The following is a 20,290-nucleotide window of genomic DNA, read 5'->3' as shown; positions in this document are numbered from 1 at the left end:
TTTTCCTCAGTCGATCCTGGCGGTCCACCTCATGGCGCCGTCGCCCGCAGCCGGGCACGCTAACGCATATGACCCAACGCATCCCGTCCCCGGGCACGACCACGGCCCGGGGGGCCGCAGGGCCGGACGACCGTCCGCCGCCCGCTCGGCTCGCCTATGACCGGCACACCTGGAAAGAGATCGCGCACCTGCTGGCCAACCTGCCGGTCTCGCTGCTCGGTTTCACCTATGTCGTGACGATGATGTCCATCGGTTTCGGGCTGACCGTCACGGTGGTCGGGTTCCCGCTGCTCGCGGTCGGCCTCATGGGTGCGCGGCAGTTGGGCAGGATGGAGCGGGCACGGGCCAGGGCGCTGCTCGGGGTGCGGATCGAGGAGCCGAGCCGGCTGCGGCTGCGCGGCGGGGGCGGCTTCTTCCAGCGGTTGTGGATGCAGCTGAAGGACCCGGTGGGCTGGCGCACGGTGCTCTACGAGTTCATCCGGTTGCCGTGGGGCGTGCTCACCTTCACTGTCACGCTGGCCTCGCTGTTCGTGCTGTGGCCGGTGCTGCCGTTCCTCGCGCGGGGGCTGGCCAACGCCGACCGGGCCATGGTGCGGGCGCTGCTGTCGCCCTCCGACGAGCTGGAGCGGCGGATCGCCGAGCTGGAGTCGGACCGGGGGGTCGTGGTGGACACGGCCGCCGCCGACCTGCGGCGCATCGAGCGGGATCTGCACGACGGGGCGCAGGCCCGGCTGGTCAACCTGGCCATGGGGCTGGGCCTGGCCAAGGAGAAGGTGCTGGAGGACCCGGACGCGGCGGCGGCGATGGTCGAGGAGGCGCACGGCGAGGTGAAGCTGGCGCTCCAGGAGCTGCGGGATCTGGCGCGGGGCATCCATCCGGCGGTCCTGACCGACCGTGGCCTGGACGCGGCGCTGTCCTCGGTCGCCTCGCGCTGCACGGTCCCGGTGAAGGTGACGGCCGATCTGCCGGAGCGGCCGGCCGCGGCCATCGAGGGCATCGCCTACTTCACCGTCTCGGAGCTGCTGCAGAACGTCAGCAAGCACAGCGGGGCGAGGTCGGCCTCGGTGGACGTGTGGCGGACGAAGAGCCGGCTGCTCATCCAGGTGCGGGACGACGGGGTCGGGGGCGCGAGCCTCGACGGTGGTACGGGGATGAAGGGCCTGGCGGAGCGGCTGGACGCCGTCGACGGGCTGTTCGTCCTGGAGTCGCCCGTGGGCGGCCCGACGACGGTCACGGCGGAACTGCCGTGGCGTGACCGGCCCGGGGCCCGGGGGTAGGGAAAACCCCCCGTCCAAGACGCCGACGGACTCCATGGTCCGCCGACCTGCGGCGGAGCAGTGTGGAGGTACGAGAGCACAGCCGCGGGACGAGGAGAAGGACGGCGCCGATGGCCACGGAGTACGGACAGGGGTACGGGCTCGACAGCGGGCCCGGGTTCCCGGGGAGCACCGAACGGCGGCACCGGCTGCCGGCCGCGCTGCGGGCGCCGGTCGAGCCGCGCACCTGGCTGGAGCTCACCCATGTGCTGCTCAGCCTGCCGATCAGCGTCCTGCTGTTCACCTACGCGGTCACGATGGTGTCGCTGGGGGCGGGCCTGCTGGTCACGTTCCTCGGCATACCGGTGCTGGCGGCGGGGCTCGCCGGGTGCCGCGGCCTCGGGGCGCTGGAGCGGATGCGGGCGCGGGGGCTGCTGGGCCTGGAGGTGGCCGAGCCGGAGCCGCTGCGGAGGAACAGGGCGGGCGCGATGGCGTGGATGGGGGCCGTCCTCAAGAGCGGCGCCTCGTGGCGGGCCCTGCTGTACGCAGTGCTGCACCTGCCCTGGGCGGTGTTCTCGTTCGTCGTCGCGGTGAACGTGTGGGTGCTGGGCTGGGCGCTGCTGACGTACCCGCTGTGGTTCTGGGTGTTCCCGGTGTACGCCGGTGAGGACGGGATCCAGCTGTCCGGCGACGGGACGCACCGGATCTACCTCGACAACCCCTTCGAGATCACGGTGACCGCGCTGGTGGGGCTGCTGTTCACGATCACCTCGCCGTGGATCGTGCGGGCGCTGACGATGGTGGACCGGCTGCTGGTGCAGGGGCTGCTCGGGCCGTCGCGGCTGGCGTCGCGGGTGGTGGAGCTGGAGTCGGACCGGGGGGTCGTGGTGGACACGGCCGCCGCCGACCTGCGGCGCATCGAGCGGGATCTGCACGACGGGGCGCAGGCCCGGCTGGTGGCGCTGGCGATGGATCTGGGGCTGGCGAAGGAGAAGCTGCAGGTGGATCCGCAGGCCGCCGCGCGGATGGTCGACGAGGCGCACGGCGAGGTGAAGACGGCGCTGCAGGAGCTGCGGGACCTGGCCCGGGGGATCCATCCGGCGGTGCTGACGGACCGGGGGCTGGACGCGGCGCTGTCGGCGGTGGCGTCGCGGTGCACGGTGCCGGTGCGGGTCGAGGTCGACCTGGCGGAGCGGCCGGCGCCGGCCATCGAGGGGATCGCGTACTTCACGGTGTCGGAGCTGCTGCAGAACGTCAGCAAGCACGCGCGGGCCACGTGGGCGGGCGTCGAGGTGTGGCGGACGGAGAACCGGCTGATGCTGCAGGTCCTGGACAACGGCGTGGGCGGGGCCGACGTCTCCGAGGGGTCCGGTCTCGCGGGGCTGGCGGACCGGCTCGACGCGGTGGACGGGATTCTGGTGGTGGACTCCCCGGCGGGCGGGCCGACCCGGGTGACCGCGGAGCTGCCGTGGCGTGGGGAGCACGTGCGGTGAGGTTCGCGGGGGCGCTCGGCCCCCGCGGGCTGTGACGGGGCCAGGGGTGTGCACCTCTGGCCTCAAGAGCTTCCCTCCACGACCCGATCGCCACCCGATCGGCCAGGCAAGAAGCCGCTCCCGTCCCCATCCGCCCTCCGGCCCTGGAATGCTGGACCCGTCGCACGGGTGGGCGCGGAGCCGTTGTGGGCTGCGGACGGGCGGCATCGGGCTGTGGGGGGCCGGACATCGTGGAGGACAGGGTGCGGGTGGTCATCGCCGAGGATTCAGTGCTGCTCAGGGAGGGCCTGACCCGGTTGCTGACGGACCGCGGGCACGAGGTTGTCGCCGGTGTGGGTGACGGTGAGGCGCTGATCAAGACCATCACGGAGCTGGACGCGCAGGGCGAACTGCCGGACGTGGTCGTGGCGGACGTGCGGATGCCGCCGACGCACACCGACGAGGGGGTGCGGGCGGCGGTGCAGCTGCGCAAGGCCCACCCGGGGCTCGGGGTGCTGGTGCTGTCGCAGTACGTGGAGGAGCGCTACGCCACGGAGCTCCTCGCGGGGTCCAGCCGGGGTGTCGGCTACCTGCTCAAGGACCGGGTGGCCGAGGTGCGGGAGTTCGTGGACGCGGTGGTGCGGGTGGCCGGGGGCGGTACGGCGCTCGACCCGGAGGTGGTCGCGCAGTTGCTGGGCCGCAGCCGTAAGCAGGACGTGCTGGCGGGGCTCACCCCGCGGGAGCGTGAGGTGCTGGGGCTGATGGCCGAGGGGCGGACGAACTCGGCGGTCGCGCGGCAGCTCGTGGTCAGCGACGGGGCGGTCGAGAAGCACGTCAGCAATATCTTCCTGAAGCTGGGGCTGTCCCCCAGCGAGGGGGACCACCGCAGGGTGCTGGCCGTGCTGACGTACCTGAAGTCCTGACGTTTCATACCCTGACGCCGGATACCCGGACAACTCCGGACGCATGATCATCCCAAAGTCGTGTCCAAGATGCGAATGACACAAAGAAGGCGACCTCCGCGGTCGTAGTGTTGATCCTGGGAGGGCCTGCGGGAAGGCCTGTCCCGGACAGCGTCCTCGAGGGAGGTCCAGTTCAGTGACCAGCCAGGTCAGTAGCCCAGCGGAGCAGGCCGACGGAGCAGTCGCAGGAGAGCAGCGCAAAGCGGCGGGCGCGAAGGACGTTCGTCGCCTCGACCGGGTGATCATCAGGTTCGCGGGGGACTCGGGTGACGGTATGCAGCTCACCGGTGACCGTTTCACCTCGGAGACCGCGTCGTTCGGCAACGACCTGTCGACGCTGCCGAACTTCCCGGCCGAGATCAGGGCGCCCGCCGGGACGCTGCCGGGTGTGTCGTCCTTCCAGTTGCACTTCGCCGACCACGACATCCTGACGCCCGGTGACGCGCCGAACGTGCTGGTGGCGATGAACCCGGCGGCGCTGAAGGCGAACATCGGCGACCTGCCGCGCGGCGCCGAGGTGATCGCCAACACGGACGAGTTCACCAAGCGGGCGATGCAGAAGGTCGGCTACGAGACGTCTCCGCTGGAGGACGGCTCGCTGGACGGCTACCACGTGCACCCCGTGCCGCTGACGACGCTCACGGTCGAGGCGCTGAAGGAGTTCGACCTCAGCCGCAAGGAGGCCGAGCGCAGCAAGAACATGTTCGCGCTGGGCCTGCTGAGCTGGATGTACCACCGGCCCACCGAGGGCACCGAGAAGTTCCTGAAGTCGAAGTTCGCGAAGAAGCCTGACATCGCGGCGGCCAACATCGCCGCGTTCCGGGCGGGCTGGAACTTCGGCGAGACGACGGAGGACTTCGCCGTCTCCTATGAGGTCGCCCCGGCGGCCGCGGCGTTTCCGCCGGGCGTCTACCGCAACATCTCCGGCAACCTCGCCCTGTCGTACGGGCTGGTCGCGGCGAGCCGGCAGGCGGATCTGCCGCTGTACCTGGGGTCGTACCCGATCACTCCGGCCTCGGACATCTTGCACGAGCTGAGCAAACACAAGAACTTCGGCGTGCGGACCTTCCAGGCCGAGGACGAGATCGCCGGGATCGGGGCCGCGCTGGGCGCGGCCTTCGGTGGTTCGCTGGCCGTGACCACGACGAGCGGTCCCGGTGTGGCGCTGAAGTCGGAGACGATCGGCCTCGCGGTCTCGCTGGAGTTGCCGCTGCTGATCGTGGACATCCAGCGCGGCGGCCCGTCGACGGGTCTGCCCACCAAGACGGAGCAGGCGGACCTGCTGCAGGCGATGTACGGGCGCAACGGCGAGGCTCCGGTGCCGGTGGTCGCGCCGCGCACCCCGGCGGACTGCTTCGACGCGGCGCTGGAGGCGGCGCGGATCGCGCTGACGTACCGCACGCCGGTGTTCCTGCTGTCGGACGGCTACCTGGCCAACGGCTCCGAGCCCTGGCGGATCCCGGACATCGAGGAGCTGCCCGACCTGCGGGTGCAGTTCGCGCAGGGCCCGAACCACACGCTCGACGACGGCTCCGAGGTGTTCTGGCCGTACAAGCGGGACCCGCAGACGCTGGCCCGCCCGTGGGCGATCCCGGGCACGCCGGGTCTGGAGCACCGCATCGGCGGCATCGAGAAGCAGGACGGCACGGGCAACATCTCCTACGACCCGGCCAACCACGACTTCATGGTGCGCACCCGGCAGGCGAAGATCGACGGCATCGACGTCCCGGACGTCGAGGTGGACGACCCGCAGGAAGCCGGGACGCTGGTCCTGGGCTGGGGCTCGACGTACGGGCCGATCACGGCGGCGGTGCGGCGGCTGCGCAGAGCCGGGGAGTCGGTTGCCCAGGCGCATCTGCGCCATCTGAACCCCTTCCCGCGGAATCTGGGTTCCGTGCTGGAGCGTTACGACAAGGTGGTGATCCCCGAGATGAACCTCGGGCAGCTCGCCACGCTCATCCGGGCGAAGTACCTGGTCGACGCCCGCTCGTACACCCAGGTCAACGGCATGCCGTTCAAGGCGGAGCAGCTCGCCGCGGCTCTGAAGGAGGCCATCGATGGCTGAGACGTCCACGCACGGCACGGGCACCGTCGAAGCGCTCTCCCTCGTCCCCAAGGCCGAGGGCAGGCAGTCGATGAAGGACTTCAAGTCCGATCAGGAAGTGCGCTGGTGCCCCGGCTGCGGCGACTACGCCATCCTCGCCGCGGTCCAGGGCTTCATGCCGGAACTGGGGCTGGCGAAGGAGAACATCGTCTTCGTCTCGGGCATCGGCTGCTCCTCCCGCTTCCCGTACTACATGAACACGTACGGGATGCACTCCATCCACGGCCGCGCCCCGGCCATCGCCACGGGGCTGGCCAGCTCCCGCCGCGACCTGTCGGTGTGGGTCGTCACCGGTGACGGCGACGCGCTGTCCATCGGCGGCAACCACCTGATCCACGCACTGCGCCGCAACGTCAACCTCAAGATCCTGCTGTTCAACAACCGGATCTACGGCCTGACCAAGGGCCAGTACTCGCCGACCTCCGAGGTCGGGAAGATCACGAAGTCGACGCCGATGGGCTCGCTGGACGCGCCGTTCAACCCGGTGTCGCTGGCGCTCGGCGCGGAGGCGTCGTTCGTGGCGCGCACGGTCGACTCCGACCGCAAGCACCTGACGGAGGTGCTGCGCCAGGCCTCCGCCCACCAGGGGACGGCGCTGATCGAGATCTACCAGAACTGCAACATCTTCAACGACGGCGCCTTCGACGCCCTGAAGGACAAGCAGCAGGCCGAGGACGCCGTGATCCGGCTGGAGCACGGCCGGCCGATCCGCTTCGGCAGCGATCTGGCCAAGGGTGTGGTCCGGGATCCGCTGACCGGTGATCTGAAGGTGGTCGCGGTGACGCCCGACAACGAGGACCAGGTGCTCGTCCACGACGCGCACTCCCCGTCCCCGACCACGGCGTTCGCGCTGTCGCGCCTCGCCGACCCGGACACCCTGCACCACACGCCGATCGGTGTCCTGCGTTCCGTCGAGCGGCCCGTCTACGACACGCAGATGGCCGACCAGCTGGACACCGCGATCGAGCAGTACGGCAAGGGCGACCTGGGCGCGCTGCTGGCGGGCGGCGACACCTGGACGGTCGTGGGCTGACCTGCCGGCCACCCACCGGGGCCCGGGGCGCTAGGAAGCGGCCCGGGCCTCGTCGTACGTCCGCCGCGCCTTCTCCACGTCGTCCATGCGGTCGCGCGTCCACTGCGACAGGGCCCGCACCTGCTCGGCGGCCTCGCGGCCCAGGCCGGTGAGGGAGTAGTCGACGCGCGGCGGGATGACGGGCTTGGCGTCGCGGTGGACGAGTCCGTCCCGCTCCAGGGTCTGGAGGGTCTGCGTCAGCATCTTCTCGCTGACGCCCCGGCCGCCGTATGCGCCGATCGCCCGGCGCAGCTCGCTGAACCGGTACGGGCGGTCCAGGAGCTCGATCAGGACGAGCACGCCCCAGCGGCTGGTCACATGCTCCAGGACCAGCCGGTACGGGCACAGGGCTTCGTTCTCACTTACCGCCATGCCAGTACCTTACTTCAAAGTGTGTACTTTCCAGAAGTTAGCGCATCTCCTAGGGTTAGTGCCAACGTACCCCACAAGGAGAGTCCTCACCATGAGCATCGTCGTCACCGGAGCCACCGGACACCTCGGCCGTCACGTCGTGGAGCAGCTGCTGGAGAAGGTCCCCGCCGAGCAGATCACCGCGGTCGTGCGCAGCGCGGAGAAGGCCGCCGACTTCGCCGACCGGGGGGTGCGGATCGCCCTCGCCGACTACAACGCCCCGGCCTCCTTCGACGGCCTGTTCTCCGCCGGTGACAAGGTGCTGCTCGTCTCCGGCAACGAGTTCGACAAGGGCCGCGTGCAGCAGCACAAGGTCGTCATCGACGCCGCCGCGGCGGCCGGTGTCGCCCTGCTCGCCTACACCAGCGCCCCCGGCTCCCTGACCGCCGCGCTGGCCGACGACCACCGCGGCACCGAGGAGATCCTGCTGGACTCCGGCGTGCCCTACGCGCTGCTGCGCAACGGCTGGTACCACGAGAACTACACCGAGAACCTCGCTCCCGTACTGGAGCACGACGCGGTCGTCGCCGCCGCCGGTGAGGGCAAGGTCTCCTCCGCCTCGCGCGCCGACTACGCCGCCGCCGCCGTCGCCGTGCTGACCGGTGAGGGGCACGAGAACAAGACGTACGAGCTGGGCGGCGACACCCCCTGGAGCTTCGCCGAGTACGCGGCCGAGCTGAGCCGGCAGACCGGCAAGGAGATCGCCTACAACGCCGTCTCCCCCGAAGCCCTCGTCGGCATCCTGACCGGCGCGGGCCTGCCCGAGCCGTTCGCGCAGATCCTCGCGGGCGTCGACGCCTCCATCGAGAAGGGCGAACTGGTCGTCTCCACCGGCGACCTGTCCCGCCTGGCCGGCCGCCCGACCACCCCGCTCGCCGACGCCATCGCCGCAGCCCTCAAGGGCTGACCCCCGCTTCACCGCGCCACCCCCGGACTGTCATGACCGTATGCCGATACGGGCATGACAGCCGGGGGTACCCGGCGTTACCGTCGTGCACGCGGACACACGCAAGGCGCGAAGGAGGGGCCCGTGACCGGCAAGCCGAGGGGTGAGCGGCACATAGGACTGCTGAACGGCTTCGCGGCCTACGGGATGTGGGGGCTGGTCCCCCTGTTCTGGCCCCTGCTGAAGCCGGCCGGCGCGATGGAGATCCTGGCCCACCGGATGGTCTGGTCGCTGGTCTTCGTGGGCGCCGCGCTGCTCGTGCTGCGCCGCTGGGCCTGGGCCGGTGAGCTGCTGCGCCGGCCTCGCAAACTGGCGCTGATCACGGTCGCCGCGGCGGTCATCACCGTCAACTGGGGCCTGTACATCTGGTCCGTGAACGCCGGGCACGTGGTCGAGGCCTCGCTCGGGTACTTCATCAACCCGCTGGTCACCATCGCGATGGGCGTGCTGCTGCTGAAGGAGCGGCTGCGGCCGGTGCAGTGGGCGGCGGTAGGGACCGGCGGCGTGGCGGTCGTCGTGCTGACCATCGGCTACGGGCAGCCGCCGTGGATCTCGCTCTGTCTGGCGTTCTCCTTCGCCACGTACGGGCTGGTGAAGAAGAAGGTGGGCCTCGGCGGCATCGAGTCGCTGGCCGCGGAGACGGCGATCCAGTTCCTGCCCGCGCTCGGCTTCCTGGTGTGGCTCTCCGCGCGGGGCGACTCCACCTTCGCGACCGAGGGCGCGGGGCACGCGGCGCTGCTCGCCTCGGCCGGCATCGTCACCGCGCTCCCCCTCGTCTGCTTCGGCGCCGCCGCCATCCGCGTACCCCTGTCCACCATCGGCCTGCTGCAGTACCTGACGCCGGTCTTCCAGTTCCTGCTCGGCGTCCTCTACTTCCACGAGGAGATGCCGCCGGAGCGCTGGGCCGGATTCTCACTGGTCTGGCTGGCGTTGACGCTGCTCACCTGGGACGCGTTGCGCACGGCCCGCCGGGCCTCCCGGACGCTCACCAGCGAGATCAGCGTGCCCAGCACCACCAGGGCGAGCGGCACGGTCAGTGCCGCGCGGAACGCCGAGAGCGTGGCCTCCGGGCCGGACCCGGTCGAAGCCAAGCCGTAGACCGCGGTCACCGCCGAGATGCCGATCGCGGAGCCGAACTGAATGGCGGTGGTCAGCAGCCCGCCGGCCAGTCCCTGCTCCGACTCGGCCACCCCGTCCGTCGCCGCGATCGTCAGTGGCCCGAAGACCAGGGCGAACGCGAGACCGCTCAGGAGCAGGGTCGGGAACATCATGGCGTAGGACCAGTCCATGCCGACCGGCAGGAACAGTGCGTACGAGGCCACGGCCAGGAGGAATCCGCCGACGATCACCCGGGCGTAGCCGAAGCGGATGACCAGCCGGGGCGTGAGCGTCGGTGCGAGGACGGCGTCGATACCCGTGACGACCAGGGCCACCGCCGTCTGCAGGGAGGACCAGCCGCGCAGTTCCTGCAGGTAGAGCGTGACGACGAACTGGAAACCGAAGAAGGCGCCGAGGAAGAGCAGCGCCCCCAGGTCGGCGCGCACGACCGGGCCCTGGCGCAGCAGGCCGAGCCGGACGAGCGGGTCGGGGCAGCGGCGTTCGACCGCGACGAAGGCACCGGCCAGCAGCAAGGCCGCGAGGCCCGAGGCCAGGGTGACCGGCCACTGGTGCAGGCCGTGTTCCAGGCGTACGACGGTGTATGCGGCCAGCAGCATGGCGCCGGCGGCGCTGATCGCACCGGGCAGGTCGAAGGTGCGTCGGCGCTTCGCAGGGGCGTCGCGCCGGGGGATCAGGCGTACGGCTGCGACGAGCAGGGCGGCGGCCGGCAGCACGGGCGCGAAGAACACCCAGCGCCAGCCGATCTCGGTGAGCAGACCGCCGATCACCAGGCCGAGGGAGAACCCGGCCGCGCCCGTCCCGGCGAAGACCAGCACGGCCTTGTCGCGCCGCGGGCCCACCTCGTACGAGGTGGTGATCAGGGAGAGCGCGGCCGGGGTCATGAACGCGGCGGCGACGCCCGTGACGAACCGGGCGACGATCAGCATCCAGCCGCCCGTCGCGAAGCCGCCGAGCCCCGAGAACGCGAGGAACACGGTCAGCCAGAGCAGGAACATCCGCCGCCGCCCGAGCAGGTCGGCGGCCCGGCCGCCCAGCAGCGTGAAACCCGCGTAGCCGAGCACATAGGCGCTCATCACCCAGGCCGCGGTGCCGGTGGTCAGTCCGAGGTCGGCACGGACGGCCGGGATCGCCACCGCCATCATCGCGACGTCGATGCCTTCGAGGAAGATCGTTCCGCACAGAACGAGCAGTAGCGCCCAGGCACGGGTGCCCATGAGTCAACACTCCTCCGGTCGGGGACGGTTACGCAACTGAGGGTCGGTTCCCTCTTGTAACCACGCCCCACCCTGCGGCAGCATCGATGGACATGGAAGAAGGCACTTCGAAGTCACCGAGTAACTGCGCGAGCACCGTGGACTACGGCGACGCCGACCCCTTCCAGTGGGACACCCGCGAGGACTGCCAGGTCCGGCAGATCCTCGACCGGATCGCCGACAAGTGGTCGCTGCTGGTCATCGCGCTGCTGGAGAACCGGCGGCTGCGCTTCACGGAGCTGCGCCGGGAGATCGACGGGGTCAGCCAGCGGATGCTGACGGTGACCCTGCGCTCGCTGGAGCGGGACGGCCTGGTGAAGCGGACGGTGCACCCGGTGGTGCCGCCGCGCGTCGAGTACGAGCTGACCTCGCTCGGCAGGACGCTGCACACCACGATCCAGTCCCTGGTGACCTGGACGGAGGAGCACCAGGCGGAGATCGCGCACGCCCGGACCGCCTACGACACCCGCGCGGCCGAGGCCGCGGAGACTACGGCTTCGTAGGGGCGTGGCGGGCGCGGTGCGCCCGGACCTTCTCGCGGTTCCCGCAGTGCTCCATCGCGCACCAACGGCGGCGGCCCGGGCGGGAGGTGTCGACGAAGAGCAGGTAGCAGTTGTGGGCGCCGCACTCGCGGATCCGGTCGGCACAGGGCCCGGTGAAGAGGTCGATCGCGTCGCGGGCGACGGTCGCGAGCAGGTGGGTGCCGGTGGCGCCCGGGGCCCAGGAGCGGGTGCCGTCGGCCTCGATACGGGCGACCAGCGGCGGCGCGGCCGCGGCGGCGTTGACGACGTCCAGGTGGGGGGTGTGCAGGGGGCGGCCGTGGGCGCGGTCGGCCGCAAGGAGGAGCACGGCGTCGCGCAGGGTGCGCGCCCGCTCCAGTTCCCCGGCGGAGACGGTGAGGTCCAGCCCGTCCGGCAGCCGGCTGAGCCCGGCCCAGGTGACCAGGTCGGACGGTTCGTGCAGCACTTCCCAGCGGGCGAAGAACCCGGGGCCGCCCGTCGTCGTCAGCTCCAGGCACAGGGTGCCGGGGTCGAAGCGGTAGGGCTTGCCCTCGCCCGAGACCAGCGTCAGGCCGGGTGTCCGGTCCGGCGTTTCCCCTGCGCGTCCACTCACCTAACCAGTATAAGTGGTTACATGACGCAGACACCCGCATCGCCCGCCCCCGTGCACTGGAAACTCGTCATCGACGCGAACGACCCGCACGCCCAGGCCGACTTCTGGGCCGCGGCCCTGCACTACGAGGTCGAGGACAACAGCGCCCTCATCGGGAAGCTGCTCGGCTTCGGCGCCCTGCCGGAGGAGGCCACGGTCGACTTCCACGGCCGCCGCGCCTTCCGGGACCTGATCGCCGTACGGCATCCCGAGGACCCCTACGAGGAGGAGAGCGGGACGGGGCTGGGGCGTCGGCTGCTGTTCCAGCGGGTGCCGGAGGCGAAGACGGTCAAGAACCGGCTGCACCTCGATCTGCACCCGGGCGAGGGGCGGCGCGACGAGGAGGTCGCCCGGCTGGAAGGGCTCGGGGCGAGCGCGCTGCGGCGGGTGAAGGAGCAGGGCGGCGAGTGGGTCGTGATGGCGGACCCGGAGGGGAACGAGTTCTGCGTCCAGTGACGGAGACTCCGGAGGCCTGCACTCCGTAACCCCCTGGCCGAATCAGTACCTTGACGGAGAGTCAGTACCAGCTTCACCATCCAGGCACCCCATTCACTGTGGGCGGCCCGTGGACATCCCACGGGCTTCCCCACGGAATCCGGAGCCCCCACATGAAGCTCTCCGTTTCCGCGCGCGCCGTCGCCGCGGGCGGCATGGCAACCGCCATGCTCCTGGTCGGCGGTGCCGTGGCCGACGCCGCGTCCTCCGCTCCGTCCAGAGCGGCCGCCGCGCCGGACATACCCGTGGCGAACGTCAAGGCCCACCTGTCCCAGCTGCAGTCCATAGCCACCGCCAACGGCGGCAACCGGGCGCACGGCCGGGCCGGCTACAAGGCCTCGCTCGACTACGTGAAGGCCAAGCTGGACGCGGCCGGATACACCACCACGATCCAGCAGTTCACCGCCTCCGGCCGCACCGGCTACAACCTGATCGCCGACTGGCCGGGCGGCGACGCGAACCAGGTCGTGATGGCCGGCTCGCACCTCGACAGTGTCTCCTCCGGGGCCGGTATCAACGACAACGGCTCCGGCTCGGCCGCCGTCCTGGAGGCCGCCCTCGCCGTGTCGCGGGCGCAGTACAAGCCCACCAAGCACCTGCGGTTCGCCTGGTGGGGCGCGGAGGAGCTCGGCCTGGTCGGCTCCCGCTACCACGTCAACCGGCTGACCACCGGCGACCGTTCGAGGATCAGCGCCTACCTGAACTTCGACATGATCGGCTCCCCGAACCCCGGCTACTTCGTCTACGACGACGACCCGGCGATCGAGAAGACCTTCAAGGACTACTTCACCGGCATCGGCGTCCCGACCGAGATCGAGACCGAGGGTGACGGCCGCTCCGACCACGCGCCCTTCAAGAGCGCGGGCGTGCCGGTGGGCGGTCTGTTCACCGGGGCGAGCCGGACGATGACGGCGGCACAGGCGGCCAAGTGGGGCGGTACGGCCGGGCGGGCCTTCGACCGCTGCTACCACTCCTCCTGCGACACCACCGCCAACATCAACGACACCGCCCTGAACCGCAACAGCGACGCCCTCGCGCACGCGGTCTGGGAGCTGTCGGAGTAACCCCCGGACGGCGCCTACTGGTTGCGGGCGGCGCGTTCGGTGAGGCGGCCCATGCGGGCGCGGGCCGACTCCAGTTGCTCGACCTCCTCGGCGGCCGGGCCGTCCTCGGCGGCGAGCTCCGTCCACAGGCCGATCAGGTCGCGGCCCAGCTCCAGCCCCAGCGCGGGGTCGCGCACCGCGCGCCAGGCGGTGGCCGCGCTCTCCACGTTGCCGTAGGCGGCCTCCGCGTCGCCGGACCGGCGGCGGGCACCGGCCAGGTCGAGCGACAGCCGGAAGGCGCGGAGCGGATCGCCCGCCAAGTAGGCGATGTACGCGGTGAGTTCGCACAGCCGGAGCACCTCGGGGTGCTCCGGCCCGAGCGTCGCCGACGCCTGCACGACGGTCTGCTCCGCCAGGGCGGACGCCGCTTCGATCCTGCCCTCCTTCACCGCCTCGTTGATCCGCGCGATCGGCTCCGCGAGGAGCGCGGGGGCGGCGGGATCGCCCGGGGCGGTGAGGGGTTCGTCCCCGAGCACGGCCTCCGCGACGGCGTCGAAGCCGCGCGGGGGCGTGGGCTTGGGGTCGGGGTCGGCGGCGATCAGGACGTCTTCGGGAACCGGCGCGGGTCGCGGAGCCGGCTGGGCTTCGGGAACCGGGAGCGGCCTCGCGTCCATCGGCGGGGGCGGGCCGAACTCGCCGGTGGGCGGGGCGACGGTGCCGGGCGGCATCGCCGTACGCGGCTGCGCGTCTTCCGGGGCGGGCTCGGCCCGCTCCGGCACGGCGCGCAGCTCGAACGTCGGTACGGGTTCGTCGGCCGGCTGCGACTCGGGCACGGCCCGCAGCGGGAACGTCGGGGCCGCGCCGCGGCCGGACTCCGGCACGGGACGCAGCACGTGCGTGGCACTGTCGCCGCGCGGGCGCTGCGGCTCGGGCGGGGCCGTGGCCTCGCTCCGGGCGGGCTGCGGCGGCGCGGCGGCGGTGTCGTCCCGGGCGGGCTGCCGCTCCGGCGGGGTCGTGACGACCGGCTCTGCCGTGAAGTGACTGGAGCCGTCCGGGTCGACCCGGAGCGGGACGACGTAGCCGATGCGCTCGTCGCGGATCGTGGCGAGGACGGGGTGGCCGGTGGCGAGGGCGATGTGGTGAAGGCGGTTCAGGACGGCCCGCTGGATCTCCTCACCGGGAGCCGCGAAGACCGGGACGCCACCGACGGAGGCACCGTCGGACACGCCGCCGGTTCCCCCTCCCACGTCCGTGCCGGGCCCGGGGACATGGACGTCGATCGGCGCCGCCGGGGTCGCCGCGTGTGCGGCCTGCTTCTGTTCCCGCTTCTTCTCGCGGCTGAGTCGCGACATCGTCCCCTCACTGGGCGTCGTACACCTACTGTCGAGTGTGTCCGCTCGCCCCCGTTTCTCACGTCACCACGGTGTCACAGCCTCGTCCCAAGGGACGCCGGCCCCGGCACGGTCGTTACCGAGGGCATGAAGACCTGGCGTACGAGGGAGGAGAGGGGCATGCACACAGGCAGGCGACAGGGACCGGAGATCTGGCTGCGCGGCCCGGTGACCACCCGGGAGCCGGGGCCGCCGGAGCCCGCGCACGCCCATGCCGCGGCACGGCGATTCTCCTGGGTCGGCCTACACGGCGGCGCGGGCGTCTCCACACTCGCCGCGGTCTACGGCGGCCACGACAGCGGCCGGTCCTGGCCCGGGCCCGGCGATCCCCCGTCGGTGCTGCTGGTCGCGCGGACGCACGCGGCCGGGCTGGACACGGCCGCCGGAGCGGTGGAGATCTTCCGGCGCGGCCAGGCTCCGCCGGGGCTCGACCTGGACGCGATCGTCCTCGTGGCGGACGCCCCGGGCCGGCTGCCGCGCCCGCTCGCCCAGCGGGTCAGATCGCTGGAGTCGGTCATCGACGTGTACCGCGTGCCGTGGGTGCCGTCCTGGCGGCTCGGTGAACTGGGCCGCCCGCCGCGCGAGACGGAGGCCCTGGCCCGGCTGACGGGAGCGGCACGCTGACGGCTCTGCCTCCGTCGGCCGTGCCCCTGTCGGCCAGGGAGATCGCGGCGGGTGTACGGGCCCGGGAGCTGCGCGCGACGGACGTCGTCGCGGCGGCCCTGGACCGGATCGAGCGGGCCGATCCGCACCTGTGCGCGTTCGCCGAGGTGTGGGGCGAGGAGGCGCTGCGGCGGGCGCGTGAGGTGGACACGCGACTCGGCCGGCGGGGCGCGGAGGCGTCCCTGCCGCTGGCCGGCGTGCCGGTCGCCGTGAAGGGGCGGCACGGGCTGCGCGGGGCGGGTCCGCTGCTCGCGGCCGGGTGCGTGCCCGTGGGTGCGACCTCCGTGCCCGGGCCGGGAACGCCCTGGCAGACGTGGGGGCTCGGGGCGCGGGGCCGGACCGTCAATCCGTGGCGGGCCGACCGTACGCCGGGCGGCTCGTCGGCCGGGGCCGCCGCGGCCGTGGCGGCCGGGCTGGTGCCGCTGGCGACGGGCGGCGACGGGGCCGGGTCGGTGCGCATCCCGGCGGCGTGGTGCGGGGTGACCGGCCTGAAGACGACGAACGGACGGCTGCCGTCGGGCGACCGTACGGGACTCGCGGTTCCCGGGGTGCTCGCCCGCTCGGCGTCGGACGCCGGGCTGTGGTGGGCGGTGGTGTCCGGTGAGCGGCGGCCGGCCGAGGCGGCCCTTCCCGTCCCCGCGGTCTGGTCCCCCGACCTGGGGTTCGCCGACCCCGACCCGGAGCCCGTCGCGCTCGCCCGGGCCGCGGTGGAGCGGCTCGTGGCGGCAGGGGTCGTACGGCTCGTACGGCCGCGGGTGCCGTTGCGGCTGGCGGATCCCGGCCCGGCCTGGCTCGCCCTGCGCACCCCTGGTTCCGACCCGGCCGGGGCCGAGCGCGTCCGGGCGGAGAACGACCGGCGGCTGGCCGGGCTGTTCGCCGACGCCGAGCTGCTGCTGACCCCGACGGCACCGACCGCCCCGCACGGCCACGAGGGGCCAGGGGACCGCTACTCCACCTCTCTCACCTGGGGGTTCAACCTCAGCGGTCACCCCGCGCTGAGCCTGCCCACGGGCTTCGGCGGCGACGGCTGCCCGGCCGGTCTCCAGCTGGTGGCGCCGCCGGGGCGGGAGGCACTGCTGCTGGCGGTGGCGCGGGAGGCGTGACGGGCACCCCCTGGCACTTTTAGTTGCATGCACATACGATGCACATGCATGCAACTGCCGATGCCGAGTTCTCCAGAGGGGCACCCATGACCCGCCGTTTCCTTTTCGTCTTGGGCAGCGCTCGCGCCGAGGGCAACTCCGAGCTGCTGGCCCGCCGGGCCGCCGAGCAACTGCCCCCGGACGTCGAGCAGGAGTGGATCGACCTCACCGAGCTTCCGGTGCCGGACTTCGAGGACCTGCGGCACGACAGCGACCACGTCCGCCCCACCGAGGGCAACGTCGCCCGGCTGCTGGACGCCACGCTCGCGGCGACGGACATCGTGATCGTCTCGCCGCTGTACTGGTACTCGGTCTCCGCGCAGACCAAGCGCTACCTCGACTACTGGTCGGGCTGGCTGCGCACGCCCGGCCTCGACTTCAAGGCGACCCTGGCCGGCCGCACCCTGTGGGGCGTCACGGCCCTCGCGCACACCCAGGAGGTGGTCGCCGACCCGCTCGTCGGGACGCTCCACAACTCCGCCGCGTACATGGGGATGCGCTTCGGCGGCGTGCTGCTCGGCAACGGCAGCAAGCCCGGTGACGTGCTGAGGGACGACGCGGCGCTGACCCGCGCCAAGACCTTCTTCGAGCAGGAGGCGCCCCCGGCCAGGTTCCTGTACGAGGACTGAGCGCTACGCGGTGATGTCCTTCGCCGTGAAGCGCGCCCACGCCGCCGACCCGAAAACCGCCGCGTACAGGGCCTGGAGGCCGAGGTTCTTCGCCAGTTCGTCCCAGTAGACCGGCTCGCGCATGAGGTCGGCGAAGGAGAGCCAGTAGTGGGAGAAGAAGTACGGGTGCAGGGCGTGCAGTTGCGGGATCTGGTCGAGGATCTGGACCGTGATCAGCAGGCCGACCGTCGTCGCCATCGCCGCGATGCCGCTGCCCGTCAGGGTCGAGACGAACAGGCCGAGCGCGGCGACGCCGATCAGTGACGCGGCGACGGCCAGGGCGATCAGCAGGGCTCTGCCCAGACCCTCGGCGAAGCTGATCTGTGTACCGGAGATGGTCGTCAGGTCACCGAGCGGGAAGAGCAGCGCCCCGACCGTCAGCGCCGAGACGGCGACCACGAGCGTGGCGGCGAGGCAGAAGACGACCACCGTCGCGTACTTGGTGAGCAGCAGGCGGCTGCGGCCGGCCGGGGCGACCAGCAGATAGCGGAGCGTTCCGGAGGCCGCCTCGCCGGCGATCGCGTCACCCGCGACGACACCGACCGCCATCGGCAGGAAGAACGGGAGCGTGGCGGCCAGGGCGGTGAAGACGAGGAACAGGCCGTTGTTGGTGATCTGGGAGATGAAGGCCGGTCCTCCCCCGCCTCCGCCGCCGGGCGACGAGCCGTCGCCCGTCTCGATCTTGACGGCGATGCCGACGAGGACCGGCACACCCGCCAGCACGGCCAGCAGTGCGAGCGTGCGCCACCGCCGGAACGTGGTGACGAGCTCGTTGCGCAGCAGCCCGAAGGTCCACAACGGGCTCACCGGCCGTACGCTCTCCACGACTTCAGCCCGCGACATCGAAGCCCTCCCCCGTCAGCGCCACGAACGCGTCCTCCAGCGAGGCCCGTTCCACCATGAAGCCGCGCACGCGGACCCCGGCCGTCACCAGCGCGGCGTTCACCTCGGCGAGGTCGCGGTCCGGCGGTTCGCCCATCACCCGGTCGTCGGTGACGACGACATCGGCGACACCCTGCTCCTTCAGGATCCGGGCCGCCTCCGCCGGGTCCGGCGTGGTCACGACCAGCCGGCCGCGCGCCCCGGCGGACAGCTCGGCGACCGGGCCCTGCGTGATGAGCCGGCCCTGTGCCATCACGGCCGCGTGCGTGCAGACCTGCGCGATCTCGTCGAGGAGGTGGGAGGAGAGGAAGACGGTCGTGCCGTCCGAGGCCAGCTCCCTGACGAGGGCGCGGATCTCGCGCATGCCCTGCGGGTCGAGGCCATTGGTGGGCTCGTCCAGCACGAGCAGCCGGCGCGGCTGGAGCAGCGCGGCCGCGAGGCCCAGGCGCTGCTTCATGCCCAGGGAGTACGCCTTGGCCTTCTTGCCCGCGGCCGCGGTCAGGCCCACCCGGTCCAGGGCCGAGGCGACCCGGACGCGCCGGGTGCGCGGGTCGGCGGCCGGGTCGGCGCTGTCGTAGCGGATCAGGTTGTCGCGGCCGGAGAGGAAGCCGTAGAGGGCCGGGCCCTCGATGAGGGCGCCGACGTGCGGCAGCACGGCGCGGGTGGCCCGGGGCATGGGCTGCCCGAGCACCCGGGCCGTGCCGGAGGTGGGCTCGATGAGGCCCATCAGCATGCGGATGGTGGTGGTCTTGCCGGAGCCGTTGGGGCCGAGGAAGCCGAAGACGCTGCCCGCCGGGACGGTGAGGTCGAGACCGTCGACGGCGAGCTGTCCGCCGCGGTAGCGCTTGGTGAGCGCGTGGGTGGCGATGACCGGTTCCCCGGGCTCGGCCCGCGTCTCACGCTGCTCCGGTTCCTCGGCGGACACCTCGCCCATCGGCTTCCTCGTTCTCTCGACGTCCCGTGCGGCTCCGGGACCTACTTGCCGGCGTCGGCCGCCTTCACGAGGGCGTCCTTGGTGACCAGGCCCGCGTAGACCTTGCCGTCGTCGGTGACGAGTGCGTTGACCAGGCGGGTCGAGAAGACCGTGCCCGAGCCGAACGTGCCGTGGACCTTGTCGCCGAGCGAGTCGATGAAGCCGCCGAACTCGCCGCCGGCCTTGCCCGAGGGCACGCCCTCGCCGCCGGTGTCGAAGGTGGCTATGGCGGTCCAGCCCTCGCCGATGGTCTTCATGCCGTCGTGGCCGCCGAAGCCCTTCCCGGCCTTGTGGCCCGGCGCCTCACCGAGGTCGAAGGGCTTGCCGGGGGCCTTGCGCGGAGTCTCGCCCGAGGCCTTGCCGGAGTCCTTCTCCTCGGTGACCTTCGCGCCCTTGGGCGGGGTGAAGTCGAAGGTGGAGGCGGCCGGCTTGGCGAAGCTCACCTTCGTGAAGCCCGCGTCGACGACGGCCGCGCCGCCGCTCGCCGGGGTCAGCGTGAACTTCAGCGGCATGCCGGTCTTCGCGTCCACGGCGACGGTGATCGCGCCGACCGTGGAGCCGGACTGCTTCGGCTTGACGACCAGCCTGTAGGCGTCCCGGCCGGCGACCTGGGCAGTGCCGTCCACGGTCACGGACGTGGTGTCGTCGACCGCCTTCAGGGCCTCCTCGGCGAAGTCCTTGGGCGTGGCCGGCGGCTGCTGGTCCTTGCCGTGCTCCGGGCTCTTCGAGGAGGTGCCGTGGTAGACCTCGTTGGACTTGCTGTCGTAGCCCCAGACGTCCTTGCCGTTGTGGATGACGCTGTACTCGGCGGCGTTCTCCAGCAGCGACAGCTTCTGCTTGTCCGGGCCGTCGGCGGCGACGCGCAGGGTGTGCGTGCCGGAGGCCAGTTCGGTGAGCTTGGCCGTCGGGTCGGCGGAGGAGCCGCCCTCGCCCCCGCCCTTGCCCGCGGCGCCGGACAGCAGGCCCGACTCCAGGCCGCCGAGGTCCGGCAGGCCGAGGTCCGTGCTGATCTTCACCGTGCCGGACAGCTGCTGGACGTCCGACTCGGCGATCTTCTCGATGAGTTGCTGTGCGGTGATCTTCGGGAGGTCGGGGTCCCCGGAGTCGGCGAGCGCGGGGACCAGCCCGATCGTCGCGGCGGCCACCCCCACCACGGTGACCGGGACGATGTACCGCGCGGCTTTGCGCCGCCCGGAGCGCTGCTCGTCGACCTCTCCGGCGGTCGTGCTGTCGTCGGATGCGTACGGTGCCATGTGTGCCCTACCTCCGTGGTCGGCGGCGGCTGT

At 72.1% G+C, this 20,290-nt stretch carries 19 protein-coding genes and 1 pseudogene; 13 read left to right on the top strand and 7 right to left on the bottom strand.

Annotation, left to right across the window (positions count from 1 at the left end; translation table 11 throughout):
• Nucleotides 1-68: 68 nt before the first annotated feature.
• The 5 genes from abrC1 to HNR57_RS10510 all read left to right on the top strand — a co-directional run bounded on the left by abrC1 (nt 69) and on the right by HNR57_RS10510 (nt 6,827).
• The gene (gene abrC1 / locus HNR57_RS10530; RefSeq protein ID WP_184559222.1) at nt 69-1,277 is read left to right on the top strand and encodes a sensor histidine kinase AbrC1; all 1,209 of its coding nucleotides are present in this window, start codon (nt 69-71) and stop codon (nt 1,275-1,277) included.
• A gap of 110 nt (nt 1,278-1,387) precedes the next feature.
• On the top strand, nt 1,388-2,749 hold the full coding sequence (gene abrC2, locus HNR57_RS10525) for a sensor histidine kinase AbrC2 (protein WP_184559220.1): 1,362 nt from the start codon (nt 1,388-1,390) through the stop codon (nt 2,747-2,749).
• A gap of 242 nt (nt 2,750-2,991) precedes the next feature.
• The gene (gene abrC3, locus HNR57_RS10520; RefSeq protein WP_513820347.1) at nt 2,992-3,651 is read left to right on the top strand and encodes a response regulator AbrC3; all 660 of its coding nucleotides are present in this window, start codon (nt 2,992-2,994) and stop codon (nt 3,649-3,651) included.
• 175 nt (nt 3,652-3,826) lie between these two features.
• Complete coding sequence (locus HNR57_RS10515; RefSeq protein ID WP_184559216.1) at nt 3,827-5,755, top strand: 2-oxoacid:acceptor oxidoreductase subunit alpha; 1,929 nt, start codon at nt 3,827-3,829, stop codon at nt 5,753-5,755.
• Nucleotides 5,748-6,827 carry a 2-oxoacid:ferredoxin oxidoreductase subunit beta gene (locus HNR57_RS10510; protein WP_184559214.1) on the top strand — a complete coding sequence of 360 codons (1,080 nt, stop codon included), beginning with the start codon at nt 5,748-5,750 and terminating at the stop codon, nt 6,825-6,827. The genes HNR57_RS10515 and HNR57_RS10510 overlap by 8 nt, the downstream gene beginning before the upstream one ends.
• Nucleotides 6,828-6,857: 30 nt before the next feature.
• Here the strand turns inward: HNR57_RS10510 and HNR57_RS10505 are convergent, their stop codons facing one another.
• Nucleotides 6,858-7,238 carry a winged helix-turn-helix transcriptional regulator gene (locus HNR57_RS10505; RefSeq protein WP_184559213.1) on the bottom strand — a complete coding sequence of 127 codons (381 nt, stop codon included), beginning with the start codon at nt 7,236-7,238 and terminating at the stop codon, nt 6,858-6,860.
• Between the two features lie 91 nt (nt 7,239-7,329).
• On the opposite strand from HNR57_RS10505, the gene HNR57_RS10500 reads away from it, so the two are divergent.
• Complete coding sequence (locus tag HNR57_RS10500) at nt 7,330-8,184, top strand: NAD(P)H-binding protein (RefSeq protein ID WP_184559211.1); 855 nt, start codon at nt 7,330-7,332, stop codon at nt 8,182-8,184.
• A gap of 123 nt (nt 8,185-8,307) precedes the next feature.
• Nucleotides 8,308-9,321, top strand: a complete 1,014-nt coding sequence (gene rarD / locus HNR57_RS10495; RefSeq protein ID WP_313673325.1) for an EamA family transporter RarD — start codon at nt 8,308-8,310, stop codon at nt 9,319-9,321.
• An 80-nt stretch (nt 9,322-9,401) separates the two neighbouring features.
• Here the strand turns inward: rarD and HNR57_RS10490 are convergent.
• A pseudogene (locus HNR57_RS10490) lies at nt 9,402-10,481 on the bottom strand (MFS transporter); the annotation flags it as partial.
• A gap of 167 nt (nt 10,482-10,648) precedes the next feature.
• On the opposite strand from HNR57_RS10490, the gene HNR57_RS10485 reads away from it, so the two are divergent.
• Nucleotides 10,649-11,098 carry a winged helix-turn-helix transcriptional regulator gene (locus HNR57_RS10485; protein WP_184559207.1) on the top strand — a complete coding sequence of 150 codons (450 nt, stop codon included), beginning with the start codon at nt 10,649-10,651 and terminating at the stop codon, nt 11,096-11,098.
• Here HNR57_RS10485 and HNR57_RS10480 read toward each other — a convergent pair.
• The gene (locus HNR57_RS10480; protein ID WP_313673323.1) at nt 11,085-11,708 is read right to left on the bottom strand and encodes a CGNR zinc finger domain-containing protein; all 624 of its coding nucleotides are present in this window, start codon (nt 11,706-11,708) and stop codon (nt 11,085-11,087) included. The genes HNR57_RS10485 and HNR57_RS10480 overlap by 14 nt on opposite strands.
• Nucleotides 11,709-11,729: 21 nt before the next feature.
• Here HNR57_RS10480 and HNR57_RS10475 point away from each other — a divergent pair, with 21 nt between their 5' ends.
• Together HNR57_RS10475 and HNR57_RS10470 are read left to right on the top strand one after the other, a co-directional pair.
• Nucleotides 11,730-12,203 (top strand): VOC family protein, encoded by a 474-nt coding sequence (locus HNR57_RS10475; RefSeq protein WP_184559205.1) that lies wholly within the window; start codon nt 11,730-11,732, stop codon nt 12,201-12,203.
• 152 nt (nt 12,204-12,355) lie between these two features.
• Entirely contained in the window at nt 12,356-13,306 is a 951-nt protein-coding gene (locus HNR57_RS10470; RefSeq protein ID WP_184559203.1) for a M28 family metallopeptidase, read from the top strand.
• Nucleotides 13,307-13,320: 14 nt separating this feature from the next.
• On the opposite strand, the gene HNR57_RS10465 is transcribed toward HNR57_RS10470, so the two are convergent.
• Complete coding sequence (locus HNR57_RS10465; RefSeq protein WP_184559201.1) at nt 13,321-14,637, bottom strand: tetratricopeptide repeat protein; 1,317 nt, start codon at nt 14,635-14,637, stop codon at nt 13,321-13,323.
• A 159-nt stretch (nt 14,638-14,796) separates the two neighbouring features.
• Between HNR57_RS10465 and HNR57_RS10460 the strand changes: the two genes are divergently transcribed.
• The 3 genes from HNR57_RS10460 to HNR57_RS10450 all read left to right on the top strand — a co-directional run bounded on the left by HNR57_RS10460 (nt 14,797) and on the right by HNR57_RS10450 (nt 17,110).
• Nucleotides 14,797-15,300, top strand: coding sequence for a DUF6668 family protein (locus tag HNR57_RS10460; RefSeq protein WP_184559199.1), 504 nt, complete (start codon nt 14,797-14,799; stop codon nt 15,298-15,300).
• A gap of 20 nt (nt 15,301-15,320) precedes the next feature.
• Entirely contained in the window at nt 15,321-16,442 is a 1,122-nt protein-coding gene (locus tag HNR57_RS10455; RefSeq protein ID WP_184559197.1) for an amidase, read from the top strand.
• A gap of 86 nt (nt 16,443-16,528) precedes the next feature.
• Nucleotides 16,529-17,110 (top strand): flavodoxin family protein, encoded by a 582-nt coding sequence (locus HNR57_RS10450; protein ID WP_184559195.1) that lies wholly within the window; start codon nt 16,529-16,531, stop codon nt 17,108-17,110.
• Between the two features lie 3 nt (nt 17,111-17,113).
• Here the strand turns inward: HNR57_RS10450 and HNR57_RS10445 are convergent, their stop codons facing one another.
• From HNR57_RS10445 to HNR57_RS10435, 3 genes are read right to left on the bottom strand one after another with little or no spacing between them, the layout of a single operon-like run.
• Entirely contained in the window at nt 17,114-17,992 is an 879-nt protein-coding gene (locus HNR57_RS10445) for an ABC transporter permease (protein ID WP_184559193.1), read from the bottom strand.
• Nucleotides 17,979-18,965, bottom strand: coding sequence for an ABC transporter ATP-binding protein (locus HNR57_RS10440; protein ID WP_184559191.1), 987 nt, complete (start codon nt 18,963-18,965; stop codon nt 17,979-17,981). Before HNR57_RS10440 ends, HNR57_RS10445 begins: the two co-directional genes overlap by 14 nt.
• A 41-nt stretch (nt 18,966-19,006) precedes the next feature.
• Nucleotides 19,007-20,257, bottom strand: a complete 1,251-nt coding sequence (locus tag HNR57_RS10435) for a LolA family protein (RefSeq protein WP_184559189.1) — start codon at nt 20,255-20,257, stop codon at nt 19,007-19,009.
• Nucleotides 20,258-20,290: the final 33 nt, after the last annotated feature.

This window comes from Streptomyces paradoxus (assembly GCF_014202475.1).
Classification (GTDB): Bacteria; Actinomycetota; Actinomycetes; order Streptomycetales; family Streptomycetaceae; genus Streptomyces; species Streptomyces paradoxus.
This window is presented reverse-complemented; position numbering and strand designations above follow the sequence as displayed.

Bases quoted from the DNA above. Each gene is read 5' to 3' on its own strand.
- abrC1 (WP_184559222.1), top strand. From the start codon at position 69: ATGACCCAACGCATCCCGTCCCCGGGCACGACCACGGCCCGGGGGGCC.
- abrC2 (WP_184559220.1), top strand. From the start codon at position 1,388: ATGGCCACGGAGTACGGACAGGGGTACGGGCTCGACAGCGGGCCCGGG.
- HNR57_RS10510 (WP_184559214.1), top strand. From the start codon at position 5,748: ATGGCTGAGACGTCCACGCACGGCACGGGCACCGTCGAAGCGCTCTCC.
- HNR57_RS10505 (WP_184559213.1), bottom strand. From the start codon at position 7,238: ATGGCGGTAAGTGAGAACGAAGCCCTGTGCCCGTACCGGCTGGTCCTG.
- HNR57_RS10500 (WP_184559211.1), top strand. From the start codon at position 7,330: ATGAGCATCGTCGTCACCGGAGCCACCGGACACCTCGGCCGTCACGTC.
- HNR57_RS10485 (WP_184559207.1), top strand. From the start codon at position 10,649: ATGGAAGAAGGCACTTCGAAGTCACCGAGTAACTGCGCGAGCACCGTG.
- HNR57_RS10475 (WP_184559205.1), top strand. From the start codon at position 11,730: ATGACGCAGACACCCGCATCGCCCGCCCCCGTGCACTGGAAACTCGTC.
- HNR57_RS10470 (WP_184559203.1), top strand. From the start codon at position 12,356: ATGAAGCTCTCCGTTTCCGCGCGCGCCGTCGCCGCGGGCGGCATGGCA.
- HNR57_RS10465 (WP_184559201.1), bottom strand. From the start codon at position 14,637: ATGTCGCGACTCAGCCGCGAGAAGAAGCGGGAACAGAAGCAGGCCGCA.
- HNR57_RS10460 (WP_184559199.1), top strand. From the start codon at position 14,797: ATGCACACAGGCAGGCGACAGGGACCGGAGATCTGGCTGCGCGGCCCG.
- HNR57_RS10450 (WP_184559195.1), top strand. From the start codon at position 16,529: ATGACCCGCCGTTTCCTTTTCGTCTTGGGCAGCGCTCGCGCCGAGGGC.
- HNR57_RS10445 (WP_184559193.1), bottom strand. From the start codon at position 17,992: ATGTCGCGGGCTGAAGTCGTGGAGAGCGTACGGCCGGTGAGCCCGTTG.
- HNR57_RS10440 (WP_184559191.1), bottom strand. From the start codon at position 18,965: ATGGGCGAGGTGTCCGCCGAGGAACCGGAGCAGCGTGAGACGCGGGCC.
- HNR57_RS10435 (WP_184559189.1), bottom strand. From the start codon at position 20,257: ATGGCACCGTACGCATCCGACGACAGCACGACCGCCGGAGAGGTCGAC.